A 14,190-nucleotide genomic window follows, 5' to 3' on the forward strand; every position below is an offset into this window, starting at 1 on the left:
CTCACGCCCGCATCGTCGCGTTTGAGCAGTATTAGGCGGCGCCGACCGCCGTCGCGACGGCAGAACATAAATCCTCCACGAACCGCCGCGAATCCACCTCAAGCGCAACATGCACATACCGCCCCGACGTCGGGAAGCCGGCACCCGCCGCGACGGTCCGCCCGCGTACGGCAGCACCGCGCGTTTCCAACTGGACCCGAAGGGGAAGCTCCTCGCAACGCACGTAGGTGGTGTCAAGAGCGCAGGCCACGGCGAGCGGGTCGTGGAGCGGCATCCCGCGGGCGAAAATCGGATCCGAAGCCGCGTTCGCACGGATCGAAAAGCGCGCAATCTCAGCGAAAAAGTCGCCTGCCGGCGTACCACGCCAGGATTCAACGGCGCTCGCGGGAAGCAGGCAACGGTGGGTCACGTCCAGGCCCACAACAGTCACATTGGCGGCCGAGGCGAAAACCGTGTCCGCTGCCTGCGGATCCTGGATCACGTTCGTTTCGCTCACGCCGTCCCAGCAGTTCCCGGGCTCGTCGAGCGCGCCCGCCATCGACACCACCGACAGCCGCTCGAGTAGGTCCGGCCGGTGCCGCACAACCTGCGCCGCCGTAGTCAACGGACCGAGCGTAATCAGCTGAACCGGCCCGCGCTCGAGCGCACGGATCACTTCGCTAGCTCCAGCACTCAACGGCACGGTTTCGCCGTTCACGCCGCCGACTCGGGAGCTCGACGGCGTCGGCACACCCGGGTGAGCAGCCGCGGACATCTCGCCCGTCTGCCCGTCCGACGCCGTTGCCTCGCCCAATCGAGTGGCGAACAGTTGCGCCGCTTGGCCAGTCCCCACGAACTCGCGAGCGCTCCCCCACGCGGGATTCGCATGCGGATCGCCGGGCACATAGCCGCCCACCGACAGGCACGGGTCCCGGGCAGCGAGCAACGCCACCCCCGCCTCAAGGTCTGCGGCCGGAACAATCCCGTTCGTCGAGGCGCCGCCGAATCGCACCGCGTCCACACCGCCTAAGCCGTTGACTCCGTGGAATATTGCGCACCCGGCGTCGGGAATGAACGCGTTCGCCCACGATGGGCTGCTCGCGCCCGCGAACACGGGAACGTCTGTGCACCCCAGGAGGTCGAGCACGGCCCACGTGTTACGCTCCGATGTCGTCTGTGCAACGTTACCGTAGGAGGCGATCACTGCCAGGTCGGCGAAATCGGGCGCACCGGCGTCGGCAACTCCCGCACCGGCTCCGAGCCCGGTACCTGCGCCCGTGCGCTTTGCCCCGGCGCCCGGAACGCCCACCCCCGCGCTCAGCTGGCCCAGGAGGTAGGCGAGCGCGAGGGCGTCGTCGACGCCGGTGTCGACGTCGACGAACAGGGCCGGGCGCGCGTCGCTCACTTGAGGAACTGGTCCGTCGCCAACTCGCTCGCCTTCGGGGCCGTGCTCACCGGGTTGCCCTTCGCGTCCTGGTAGGTGCCGCCCGCCTTGGCGAGGAAATCGTAGTAGGCCTGCGCGCCGGCGACATCCGCGGTGCCGAGCGCGAACGAGCCGTCCGCGATCTTCGCCGGATCGCCCCAGAACTTGCCGTCCACAATGAATTTCATGGATGCTTTCGCGAGCGCCGGATCAACCTCCATGCCGTCCTTCTTCGCTTCGGCCACGAGGATCTCTCCGGCCTCATCCGGGTGGGCGTAGGCGTACTCGTAGCCGCGCTTGGTGGCCTGCGTGAACGCCTTAACGAACGCGGGATCCTTCTTGGCCGTATCTGCCTTCGTGATCACACCGATCTCGTTCGGGTTTCCCGGAACGCCGTACTTTTCACCCTCGAAACAGTTGAGCTTTGGCCCCTTGAGCTGAGCTTCCACCCCTTCCCAGGTGGAGTAGAAGCCGCCGAAATCGGCCTTGCCGGCCTGGAGCACGTGGAACGTGGAGGTGCCCACGGTCACCGAATCGAATTCGCCGCGCCCGCCGTCGCCTTGGATCATGCGCTTGACGATCGCGGAATCTTCATTCGCGCCGAACGTGGCGAAAACCTTGCCGTCGAGATCCTTCGGGCGCGTGATGGCCGCATTCGACGCGAGCGAGCACCAGATCGCGCTCGGGCGCTGCTGGACTTGCAACACTTGCGTCAGGTGTACGTCTTGGAGGGAAAGCGAGCCGATATTGGACATGTTGGACAGAGCGAAATCGGCCAGACCGTTGTTGACGGCCTGCTCTGCGCCGGCCTGGGCGACGGCGAGGATGCCCACGTCGAGGCCTTCTTCTGCGTAGAAGCCTTTGTTGCGGGCCACGTAGACGCCGATGTGGTTCGTGTCGGGTACCCACGAGAGCATGAAGTTCACTTTGCGTAGGTCCTGGGAGGTGGAGGCGGGAGCGCCAGAGGCGCCGGAGGAGGGAGCCGACGACGGGGCCGAGCATGCGGCCAGAGCGAGCGCGGACAGCGTGAGCGCGGCAAAAGTGCGCAGGGCAGAAGTTTTCATTGCGATCCCCTAGGTCGAAAATATTCCGCCCTCTGGGTTTTCACGGCAACGATTCCTCGCGCTGGGCGGCCCGGAAAGAGGACGGGCGAGGTTCCGCGGCCGCTGGGTTTCACTGTAGCAAGGCGAGCGGCGCGGCGCATGAGTGTACGACGACGCCGGCAGATGGGCGGCTCTGACGGCGCAACTTGCGCACCGACGTCGGGAGGTCTGCTGGCGGTGCAATTCGCGCACCGACGTCGGCGCGGGACTTTCCACCCACGCAACCGGCTCAAACCCATGCGCCCTGCAAAATTTTTCACGGCTCGCTTTGCCTTTTCATCCCTTATGGGTGCAATTCCCCCAAACGGACGGGTATTGTGGAGCGTGGTAAACGCGGAAAAATATTTCCGACACCCCTTTGAAAAGGAGCAACATGTTCGATTCCAACCTGATCGGCACGCAGGTGCGTGCGGTCTCAGGCCGCAATCCGATGTCCGGCACCTCAATGGAGTACTGGCAGGCTCTCGCGTCCACAGTTGTCGCGGCGCTGGCGGATAACTGGCAGGCCACGGAAGAGCGCTACAACGCTTCCCGCATGCAACACTACTTCTCGGCAGAGTTCCTCATGGGCCGAGCACTCTACAACAACCTCTCCAACCTCGGTCTCGTGAAGGACGCGGAGAAGGCGCTCGCCGATCTGGGTCAGAACCTGTCGGATGTTCTTGAAGAAGAGCACGATGCAGCTCTGGGCAACGGCGGTCTCGGCCGCCTCGCCGCGTGCTTCCTGGATTCGTCCATCACGCAAGATTTCCCGGTGCGCGGCTACGGCATTCTCTACCGTTACGGCCTGTTTAAGCAGTACTTCGAGAACGGCTTCCAGGAGGAAGAGCCGGATTCGTGGATGGAGGAGGGCTACCCGTTCGTCATCCGCCGCGAGGAGGCCCAGCGCCGCGTGAAGTTCGACGATCTCGAGGTGCGCGCACTTCCTTACGATATGCCGATCACCGGTTTCGGCACGAAGAACGTGGGCACGCTACGCCTGTGGAAGGCCGAGCCGATCGACGAGTTCGATTACAACGCGTTTAACGCCCAGGATTTCACCGGCGCTATCGTGGAGCGCGAGAAGGTGTCGGATATTTCGCGCGTGCTCTACCCGAACGATTCGTCGTATGAGGGCAAGGTTCTGCGCGTGCGCCAGCAGTACTTCTTCGTGTCCGCCTCGCTTCAGGCGATCGTGGAGAACGAACTCAAGCAGTACGGTACGCTCGATGGTTTCGGCGAGCACAACTCGATTCAGCTCAACGATACGCACCCGGTGATTTCGATTCCGGAGCTCATGCGTATTCTGCTCGACGAGCACGGCTACACCTGGGAGAAGGCGTGGGATATTGTTTCCCACACCTTCGCTTACACAAACCACACGGTTCTCGCAGAAGCACTCGAGACCTGGGAAGTTTCGATCTTTGCACAGCTCTTTGGCCGTATCCTGGAGATCGTCAACGAGATCGATCGCCGCTTCCGCATGGAGCTGGCCGAGGCCGGTTACGATCAGGGCAAGATCGATTACATGGCGCCGGTGAGCGATGGCCGCGTGAAGATGGCGTGGATCGCTTGCTACGCGTCGTTCTCGATCAACGGCGTGGCCGCGATCCACACCGAGATCATCAAGCGCGATACGCTCCACGATTGGCACGATATTTGGCCGGAGAAGTTCAACAACAAGACGAACGGCGTGACGCCGCGTCGTTGGCTCCACCAGTGCAACACCCGTCTTTCTGCGCTGCTGACCGAGCTTTCGGGTTCCGAGGCGTGGGTGAAGGATCTTGATAAGCTCGCGGACCTGGCGAAGTACGCGGACGACGCCTCGGTGCTCGATCGAGTCAACGAGATCAAGCACGCGAATAAGGTTGATTTCGCGGCGTGGATCAAGAACCGCCAGGGCATTGAGATTAACCCGGAGGCGATCTACGATACGCAGATCAAGCGCCTGCACGAGTACAAGCGCCAGCTGATGAACGCGCTGTACATCCTGGATCTGTACTTCAAGATCAAGGACAATCCGAGCGTCGAGGTGCCGCCGCGCGTGTTCATTTTCGGCGCGAAGGCTGCCCCGGGTTACGTGATGGCGAAGGCGATCATCAAGCTGATCAACATGATCGCGGATATGGTCAACGATGATGCGGACGTGGCCGGCCGTCTGAAGGTTGTGTTCGTGGAGAACTACAACGTTTCGCCTGCTGAGCACATTATTCCGGCGTCGGATGTCTCGGAGCAGATCTCGATGGCTGGTAAGGAAGCCTCGGGTACCTCGAACATGAAGTTCATGATGAACGGCGCTTTGACGCTGGGCACGATGGACGGCGCGAACGTGGAGATCGTGGACGCGGTTGGCCACGAGAACGCCTACATTTTCGGCGCTCTGGAGGAGGAGCTGCCCCAGCTGAAGGCGAACTACAACCCGGCCGAGGTTGCGGCCGCTACCCCGGGTCTGCAGCGTGTGCTGTCGGCTCTGGTGGATGGCACGCTCGACGACGGCGGCACGGGCCAGTTCGCGGCGATCCACAAGTCGCTCTACGAGGGTAACGGCTGGGATGGCCCGGACATGTACTACGTGATCGGCGATTTCGCCTCCTACCGCGAGGCGAAGGATCGTATGGCCGCGGATTATTACGCTGACCGCCGTGCGTGGGCGAAGATGGCGTGGATCAACATTTGCGCCTCGGGCCGCTTCTCCTCGGATCGTACGATCCGTGATTACGCCCGCGAGGTGTGGAAGCTGGAGCCGCAGGCGATCTGATTGCCGCGCTGATTGGCGTTGACGGGCGGTGGGGAGTTCTTCCCCACCGCCCGTCATTTTCATTCCCGGGCGGTCAATTCGATGCCATGGCGAGGGATCACGGTATCCATGGCAAACGGTGGGGCGGGCGAGGGCAAACGTTAACGGCGAGTTTCGCATGCGGTGAAGTGATCGCCATTTTTTGTCCTACCCCCGGCTAGACTTGTGACGTGAGCATTTTTCATCGTAAGAGCAAGCATTCGGCAACGACGCCGGAGCCGCAAGGAGCGCCCGAAATGTCCCGTCCCCTTTCTTCCGAAGTCCCGTCAGATCCTCTCGCGCATACGCCAGAGCCGGCCACTACGCCTGGTGGCGAGCCGCGTTCGAAGGCGAAGCACGCAGCCACACCGGTGAAGGGGCCGGTTTCTCACACGTCCCCGTCGGCCCCCTCGGGTGCTGTGCCGGCGTCGGTGTTGGGTTCGTCCGCGCCAGCTGGCAACCCGTTTGGTGTGCCACAGCCTGCCCCGTTCGCGCCGGTGGGGCGCATCCCGATTGTTGATATCTCGCCCAAACTGGCGGATGGTGCCTGGGCGGTGAAGGGCACGGAGCACGAGGCGTTCCCGGTACGTGCCACGATTTTCCGCGAGGGCCACGATCTGTTCGCGGCCGAGGCGGTGCTCGTGGATCCGCAGGGTCATGTTGCCCAGAGGGTGCCGATGGTGGATATTGCGCCTGGTCTTCGGCGTCACGAAGCGTGGCTCACGCCTACGGCGCCTGGCCGCTGGACGTTCTATATTTCGGCTTGGTCGGATCCGTGGGCCACGTGGCGCCACAATGCTGAGATCAAGCTCGCCGCCGGCCAAGATATCGAGCTCGTATTCCTCGAGGGGCAGGCGCTCCTGGCGCGTGCCGCGAAGGGCGCACCGGCGTCGTCGGGCGAGCACGAAACGTTCCTTGCGGCCGGGGCCGCAACGATGAATACGCAGGCCACCGCGCGCGAACGCTACGCGAGCGCCACGAACCCGTCGGTGCTGGCCGCGCTGGAGAAGTACCCGCTGCGGGATCTCGAATCGCATTCGGCGTCGTTCCCGGTGGCGGTGGATCGCGAGCGCGCGCTCGTGGGCTCGTGGTACGAGATCTTCCCGCGCTCGATCGGCGCTTATCAGGCACCGGACGGCTCGTGGGTGTCGGGCACGTTGCGCACGGCGGCCGAGGGCCTGGATCGAATCGCTGGCATGGGGTTCGACGTCGTCTACCTCACCCCGATCCATCCGATCGGCACCACCGCCCGCAAGGGGAAGAACAACACGCTCACGGCGATGCCGGGCGATCCTGGCAGCCCGTACGCGATCGGCTCACCCGATGGCGGGCACGATGCGATCGATCCCGTGCTCGGAACGTTCGGAGATTTCGATGCGTTCGTTGGGCGCGCACGCGAGCTCGGCATGGAGGTTGCGATGGATTTCGCGCTCCAGTGCTCGCCCGATCACCCGTGGGTTGTGGAGCATCCCGAGTGGTTCACCACGCGGGCAGACGGCACGATCGCCTATGCGGAGAACCCGCCAAAGAAATATCAAGATATTTACCCGCTGAACTTTGATAACGATCCGGAGGGTATTTACGCCGAGATCGTGCGGATTCTGGAGCTGTGGGTGGCCCACGGGGTCACGATCTTCCGCGTTGATAACCCGCACACCAAGCCTGTGGCGTTCTGGCAGCGCCTGCTGGCTGAGTTCCGCGAGCGCCACCCGGAGGTGATCTTCCTGGCGGAGGCGTTCACTCAGCCGCCGATGATGCAAACGCTTGGCGCGATTGGCTTTCACCAGTCCTACACGTATTTCGCGTGGCGCAACGAACGCGGCGAGATCGAGGATTACCTGCGCGAGCTCGCCTACGAGTCCGATTCGCGTCTGCGCCCGGCGTTCTGGCCAACGACTCACGATATCCTCACGCCCTACATGCAAAACGGTGGGCGCAACGCGTTCATGATCCGCGCGATCCTCGCAGCTACCGGCTCGCCCACGTGGGGTATCTACTCGGGCTACGAGCTGGTGGAGCGTGAGCCACGCCCAGGCTTCGAGGAGCAGAACGACAACGAAAAGTACGAATACAAGCCCCGCGATTTTGAGGCCGTGCGCCGCAACGGAGTGGAAGGGTTGCTCACGCGCCTGAACGAGATTCGCTCACGCCACGTGGCTTTGCAACGCCTACGCAACGTACATATCAACGGCTCAACGGATGAGAAAATCCTGTCGTTTACGAAGATCGCACGACGTAGCGAGGTTGCCGATTCTCGTGCGCACGTTGCACCGGCGCAAACGACAACGACGGGCGCTCCCTGGCCCACCGTCGTCGCGGAGGATCCGAACGAGGTTGCGGACGCCGTGATCGTCGTGGTGAACCTCGATGCGTACACGGCACGCAACGCGGAACTCTACCTGGATCTGAGCCTGTTCGGCGCCCGGGCAAACGGCGACGAGCCGGTGCTCGAGGTCACTGATGAGCTCACTGGCGAAACCTACCACTGGAACAGCCACCCGTTCGTCCGTCTCGATCCGTCCAACCGTCCCGCCCACATCCTGTCTGTGAAGGTGATTAAGTGACTTCGAAAATTACGTTCCCCTCAGCCGAACGCAACGGACTGAGCGACGATCCGGAATGGTACCGCAGCGCCGTCTTCTACGAGGTGTTACTGCGGGCGTTCGGCGACACCACGGGATCCGGCGTCGGCGATCTCGCCGGGCTCACCTCGCATCTCGACTACCTTGAGTGGCTCGGCGTGGATTGCATCTGGATCCCGCCGTTCTACCCGTCGCCTCTTCGCGACGGCGGATACGACATCTCGGACTACGAAAACGTCGATCCGATCTACGGATCCATCGAGGATTTCCAGGCGCTCGTTGAGGCCGCCCACAAGCGCGGAATCCGCGTGATTATCGACCTGGTGATGAACCATACCTCCGATGCTCACCCGTGGTTCCAAGCTTCGCGCCGTGATCCTCACGGACCGTACGGCGATTTCTACGTATGGTCGGATACGGACGAAAAGTACGCCGATGCGCGGATCATCTTTGTGGATACGGAAACCTCAAACTGGACGTACGATTCGGTGCGCGGGCAGTACTACTGGCACCGTTTCTTCTCCCACCAGCCGGATCTTAACTACGAGAATCCGAAAGTACGCGAAGCCATGTTCGACATGGTCCGCTTCTGGGCACGCATGGGACTCGATGGCTTCCGACTCGACGCCGTGCCCTACCTGTTCGAAGAGGAAGGCACGAACTGCGAAAACCTTCCCCGCACGCACGAGTTCCTTGCGGATCTGCGCGCGATGGTGGATGAAGAATTCCCCGGCACGATCCTGCTGGCCGAGGCAAACCAGTGGCCGGCGGACGTGGTGGAGTACTTCGGCACCGACGAGCGCCCCGAGTGCCACATGTGCTTCCACTTCCCCGTGATGCCGCGCATCTACTATGCGCTCCGCGATGAGCGTGCAGCCGCCATCCGCGATATTTTGCGCGATACTCCGCAGCCGCCTGCGGGCGGCCAGTGGGGCACGTTCTTGCGCAACCACGACGAACTCACGCTCGAAATGGTGACGAACGACGAGCGCGTGGCCATGTACGACTGGTATGCCTCGGATCCGCGGATGCGGGCAAACGTCGGGATCCGGCGCCGCCTCGCTCCTCTGCTCGAGAATTCGCGCCCACAGATCGAGCTAGCGAACGCTCTGCTACTTTCCCTCCCCGGTAGCCCGTATCTGTATTACGGCGACGAGATCGGCATGGGCGATAACATCTGGCTCCCCGATCGCGATTCGGTGCGCACGCCAATGCAGTGGAGCCCCGATCGCAACGCGGGCTTCTCAGATGCAGATCCGGGCAAGCTCTACCTGCCAACGATCCAGTCGCTTGTGTACCACTATCAGGCGATCAACGTCGAAGCACAGGTAGCGCAACCGAACTCGCTGTTGCATTGGAACCACGACGTTTTGGCCGTGCGTGATCGCTACCCCGTTCTCGGGCGCGGCGATTTCACCATGCTCGATTCGTCCAACGAATCCGTGCTCGCCTTCCTCCGCTCGAACGACGAGCAGGTGGTGCTGTGTGTGATGAACCTGGCGTCCACTCCGCGTTCGGTCACAGTGAGCGTGCCCGGATACGAAGGATGGCAAAGCTGGGACGCTTTTGGTGGAGGCGAGTTCCCGTCCATCGCCGATTCTGGCGAGATCACACTCACTCTCTCGGCGCGCGATTTCTTCTGGCTCGAGCTCACAAACCCTGCCGCGAAACAGGCACCGATCGCGCCGGAAGAGGCAGACCTCGATAACCCCGGCGTCGGGCAGGCCTTCGACGCCGCAACCGGTGAGCTCTTAGAATAAAACGGCAGGCGGGCGCGGCCCGCTCATTGTGCTGGCCCTGCCTGGGCAGGGCCAGCACACACATCAAACGTCGACGTGAGGAGGAACAATGGAGTTCAACGCAGGATCGCAGCCCTGGCAGGATGCCACGGCTCTTGAGGAGATGATGCGCACGGCGCGCTGGTATCGCGGCCATGAGCCGAAGATCGAGTTCGGTCCGTGGGCACGCACAGGGAATTCGAGTTCGGCTATGGTGCTCCAGCTCATACGCAGTGAAGGGCGGATCTATCAGGTGCCGATCTACCTCGGCCCCGCGATGCCCTCCGATCATGAACTTCCCGGATATATTGGGCCCACCGGCAATCTCAGCGCATTCGACGCCACCGAGCATCCAGCAGGTACCGCCGCGATCTACGAGGCCCTCCTCGACGGGCTCGAGTGGGAAGGTCCTCTCACGGTCAGTGCCACAGCGTTGCGCGGGTCGGCCAACGAACTCCCCCGCGTCGTCTCCTCACACAAGCTCTCCTCCGAGCAGTCGAACACCTCTGTCATCTACAACTTCGGCGCGGGAGGAGCAGAAGGCGCCGGGATCATCATCAAGATATTCCGGGTAGTCAGCGCCGGCCGTAACCCCGACGTCGAACTTATGGAGGGGCTCGAAAAGTGTGGCACAACGGCGATCCCGCGCCAGTACGGTTCCCTCTCCTCCGACGCCGATGGACATATCGATCTCGCCGTCGCGGTCGAGTTTTTGGCTGGTTCCGTCGATGCGTGGCAGGTCCTCACCGCGCAAGCGGCGGCGTCGCCCACCTTGGCGGACCCGCAACAGATCGTGGAGCTGGGAGCAATGACCCGCGAAATCCACCGGGATCTTGCGGGCGCCTTCCCCACCATTACCCCCACCGAGGAACTCAAACGCCGCATGCGCACGATCTGGCAAGAACGGGCTCAGCAGGCGATCCTAGATGCTCCTGAGCTGGCAGAGAAACTCCCCGCGATCAGCACTGTATTCGACGCTGCAGTGGACTCTCCGTGGCCCGAACTGACGCGAATCCACGGCGATCTCCACCTCGGCCAAGTCCTGCGCTCCCCCGAACGGGGCTGGGTCGCACTCGATTTCGAAGGAGAACCGCTGCGCCCGCTCGAACTGCGCCAACAGCCAGATGTGCCGCTGCGCGATGTCGCTGGAATGCTACGCTCCTTCGACTACGCGGCCGGAGCAACCGGCGTCGGGCGCAAGTGGGCTACGCAGGCACGCGCCGCGTTCCTTGAGGGATACGGCCCGATCGAGAACCAGGCGCTCCTGGATGCCCTTGAACTCGACAAAGCCCTCTACGAAGTAAGCTACGAGGCGGCCTCGCGCCCCGATTGGATCCACATTCCGCTCGCAGGAGTGGACGCACTCTTGACGAAGCCGTAACGGGAACAACTACCCAGATCGGCGGCGACTTTGCCCGCTATGCTGGGCTTTCCAAAAACGTAAATATTCGCCTGCGTAAGGAAACGTTCTGCCTAGGCACCTCGGCCCAATCTCAGGCACAATAGTGTTAAGTAAAAACGCAACAGCCCCACAAGGTAGTGGGGACGAAAGAGTGAATCATGGTCCAACCGATTGATATCTCGTACGACGTTCTCGACGCCGTGTCCAATGGTTTCTACTATGCGCCGCACGATGTGCTCGGCCCCCACGTGGAAGATGGCAAACTCACAATTCGCGTTCTGCGCCAGCTTGCCGATTCAGTCACCATTCTCACTGCAGATCACGAGTACGAGGCCACGCACGAGTTCAACGGCATCTGGTTCGTTGTCATCGAGACCGATGAAGTGCCCGATTACAAGGTCCGCGCAATGTACGGTGATCTCGAAACTGTGACGGATGATGGTTACCGTTTCCTTCCCTCGCTCGGTGAGATGGACATTTACCTGTTCTCGGAGGGCCGCCACGAGGAACTGTGGAAGGTGCTCGGCTCACACCTGGTCAGCTACGAATCCTCTCTCGGTTCCGTTGAGGGCGCAACGTTCGCCGTATGGGCGCCGAGCGCGAAGGCTGTTCGCGTCATTGGTGATTTCAACGCGTGGACAGGCAACCGCGGATCGATGCGCTCGCTCGGCTCGTCCGGCGTGTGGGAACTGTTCGTTCCTGGCGCGAAGGAAGGCGCCCGCTACAAGTACGAGATCCAGTACCAGGACGGCTCGTGGCACCAGAAGGCTGATCCAATGGCCCGCCGCACGGAGATCCCGCCGTCCACCGCCTCGATCATCACCTCTACCCACTTCGAGTGGAGCGACGAGGAGTGGCTCGATCAGCGCGCAGAAACGGATCCGCATGCTGGGCGCGTGTCGATCTACGAGATGCATGTAGCGTCCTGGCGTCCAGGCCTCGATTACAAGGAGATGGCCGAACAGCTCATCGGGCACGTGAAGTACATGGGCTTCACGCACGTGGAGTTCATGCCGCTCGCCGAGCACCCGTACGGCCCGTCGTGGGGTTACCAGGTCACCGGCTACTACGCTCCGTCGGCTCGCTTCGGTGATCCAGACGGACTGCGCTACCTCATCAACGAGCTCCACAAGGCTGGCATTGGCGTAATCATGGATTGGGTGCCGGCCCACTTCCCGAAGGACGAGTGGGCACTGGCTCGTTTCGACGGCACCCCACTGTATGAGGATCCGAACCCGCTTCGTGGCGAGCACCCGGATTGGGGCACGTACGTGTTCAACTTCGGAAGGCGCGAGGTGCGTAACTTCCTCGTAGCGAACGCCTTGTACTGGCTGGAAGAGTTCCACCTCGATGGCATCCGCGTGGATGCGGTGGCCTCGATGCTCTACCTCGATTACTCGCGCGAGGATGGCCAGTGGGAGCCGAACCAGTACGGCGGGCGCGAGAACCTGGAGGCGATCTCCTTCATCCAGGAAGCGAACGCCACCGCCTACCGCAACTGCCCGGGCATCATGATGATCGCCGAGGAATCCACCTCGTGGGGTGGGGTCACGGCGATGACAGAAACCGGCGGCCTCGGCTTCGGCTTGAAGTGGAACATGGGCTGGATGAACGACACCCTGCGCTACCTGGCAGAGGAGCCGATCAACCGCCGCTGGCACCACAACGAGCTCACGTTCTCGCTGGTCTACGCATTCTCAGAGCAGTTCGTTCTGCCGATCTCGCACGATGAGGTTGTGCACGGCAAGGGCTCGCTCTACACGAAGATGCCTGGCGATCATTGGCAGAAGCTCGCCGGCATCCGCCTGCTGTTCGGCTACATGTGGACCCACCCGGGCAAGCAGCTGCTGTTCATGGGCCAGGAGTTCGGCCAGATCCACGAGTGGGACGAATCGACTGGCCTTGAGTGGTGGCTCACGGACGATAAGGGCCACGACGGCGTGATGAGCGCCCTCAAGCAGCTCAATGAGGTCCAGGAGGCCCACCCCGCCCTGTACGACGACGATTTCACGCCTCACGGCTTCGAGTGGATCAATGGTGGCGATAGCGATCACAACGTGCTGTCCTACCTGCGCCGCTCGAAGGACGGCTCGGATGTGGTAGCCGTGGTATGTAACTTCGCTGGCACCCCGCACACGGATTACCGTGTGGGTCTGCCGGAGCTCGGCACGTGGAAGGAGATCGCTAACACGGATGCTGTGGAATTCGGCGGAAGCGGCGTTGGCAACTTCGGGGCTGTTGAATCCGAGCCAGTGCCGTGGGATGGTCGTCCGTTCTCGGCGCGTCTGCAGGTTCCGCCATACGGCGTGGTGATTCTGGCGCCGGAGAAGTAATTAGATCACGCTAACGAAGTGTGGCCCCGAGGAGGAATCCTCGGGGCCACACTTCGTTAGCGTCCGAACGCGAGCCACAACACCAAGCAAATCACTGGGTAATAGGCGTAGAACACCCAGCGGGTCCACGTGTGCAGGTATCCGAGTTCGCCGTGGCGGTAGTGCAAGAATGCCACACCGATACCCGGTGCGATTCCGGAAACAGCGCCGAAGAAGCCCGCACTCATCATCATCGTGTTCTCGAACCGCTTCAAGAAAGTGAAGATCAGCAGGAAACCGAGCGTGACGATTCCGATGTTCATGATGACCTGGCGGGTGCCGATACGAAGCAGGAGATCCCACAGCACCGCGGAGACGATCACCGCCGCGAGGATGGCGTAGCCGGCCGCTCCGCGGCCTTTCGCCCATCGAATCATCACCATCACCACCAGGCCGATCAGAAGCCCCCAGATCGGATTCTGGCTGCTCATATCGAACGCTTTACCGGAGGTCGAAAGATCATAGGGAACCTCCGTGATCAGCGCGATGAGCAAGAGACGGCCCGCGTAGCCAGCGATGGAACGGGTACGATTGAAGCCTTCATACAGTAGCCATGCGTAGATCGGGATACCCACCCACGAGACGATCTCAAACAGCACGAGGCCAGTGAGGCCGCCGAGCTTGTCCTGATTGAACATCGACGCGGCGAAGGTGCCCATCGCCGCAGAGAGCGTCATGAAGAACGCGCCAATCACTTTGAGCTTGAATGTGGAAAGCCCCTTCGGGCGCTTCGGGATCTCGCCGGATCGAACCGAATCGTCTTTAATCAGAGCCATAATCTCCCTTTCCTTTTGGC

At 62.2% G+C, this 14,190-nt stretch carries 9 protein-coding genes; 5 read left to right on the forward strand and 4 right to left on the reverse strand.

The genetic code is table 11. The features are described from left to right. Window positions 1-31: 31 nt before the first annotated feature. The 3 genes from P8A24_RS06795 to P8A24_RS06805 form a co-directional block, all read right to left on the reverse strand. Entirely contained in the window at window positions 32-1,384 is a 1,353-nt protein-coding gene (locus P8A24_RS06795; RefSeq protein ID WP_278057854.1) for a nucleoside hydrolase, read from the reverse strand. After that, window positions 1,381-2,466 carry an ABC transporter substrate-binding protein gene (locus P8A24_RS06800; RefSeq protein WP_278057855.1) on the reverse strand — a complete coding sequence of 362 codons (1,086 nt, stop codon included), beginning with the start codon at window positions 2,464-2,466 and terminating at the stop codon, window positions 1,381-1,383. Before P8A24_RS06800 ends, P8A24_RS06795 begins: the two co-directional genes overlap by 4 nt. 109 nt (window positions 2,467-2,575) lie before the next feature. Beyond that, window positions 2,576-2,725 carry a hypothetical protein gene (locus tag P8A24_RS06805; RefSeq protein WP_278057856.1) on the reverse strand — a complete coding sequence of 50 codons (150 nt, stop codon included), beginning with the start codon at window positions 2,723-2,725 and terminating at the stop codon, window positions 2,576-2,578. Window positions 2,726-2,878: 153 nt separating this feature from the next. On the opposite strand from P8A24_RS06805, the gene P8A24_RS06810 reads away from it, so the two are divergent. The 5 genes from P8A24_RS06810 to glgB all read left to right on the forward strand — a co-directional run bounded on the left by P8A24_RS06810 (window position 2,879) and on the right by glgB (window position 13,355). After that, on the forward strand, window positions 2,879-5,242 hold the full coding sequence (locus tag P8A24_RS06810; RefSeq protein WP_278057857.1) for a glycogen/starch/alpha-glucan phosphorylase: 2,364 nt from the start codon (window positions 2,879-2,881) through the stop codon (window positions 5,240-5,242). Window positions 5,243-5,517: 275 nt separating this feature from the next. Beyond that, the gene (locus P8A24_RS06815) at window positions 5,518-7,824 is read left to right on the forward strand and encodes an alpha-1,4-glucan--maltose-1-phosphate maltosyltransferase (protein WP_278057858.1); all 2,307 of its coding nucleotides are present in this window, start codon (window positions 5,518-5,520) and stop codon (window positions 7,822-7,824) included. Further along, a complete protein-coding gene (gene treS / locus P8A24_RS06820; protein WP_278057859.1) occupies window positions 7,821-9,602 on the forward strand; it encodes a maltose alpha-D-glucosyltransferase in 1,782 nt (593 codons plus the stop codon). Before P8A24_RS06815 ends, treS begins: the two co-directional genes overlap by 4 nt. Before the next feature lie 88 nt (window positions 9,603-9,690). Further along, complete coding sequence (locus tag P8A24_RS06825; RefSeq protein WP_278057860.1) at window positions 9,691-11,001, forward strand: phosphotransferase; 1,311 nt, start codon at window positions 9,691-9,693, stop codon at window positions 10,999-11,001. 179 nt (window positions 11,002-11,180) lie between these two features. Then, entirely contained in the window at window positions 11,181-13,355 is a 2,175-nt protein-coding gene (glgB, locus tag P8A24_RS06830) for a 1,4-alpha-glucan branching protein GlgB (RefSeq protein ID WP_278057861.1), read from the forward strand. Between the two features lie 56 nt (window positions 13,356-13,411). Here glgB and P8A24_RS06835 read toward each other — a convergent pair whose 3' ends face one another. Next, entirely contained in the window at window positions 13,412-14,170 is a 759-nt protein-coding gene (locus P8A24_RS06835) for a TraX family protein (RefSeq protein WP_278057862.1), read from the reverse strand. Between the last annotated feature and the right edge of the window lie 20 nt (window positions 14,171-14,190).

Origin of the sequence: Arcanobacterium wilhelmae, assembly GCF_029632765.1 — a bacterium.
GTDB lineage: Bacteria > Actinomycetota > Actinomycetes > Actinomycetales > Actinomycetaceae > Arcanobacterium > Arcanobacterium wilhelmae.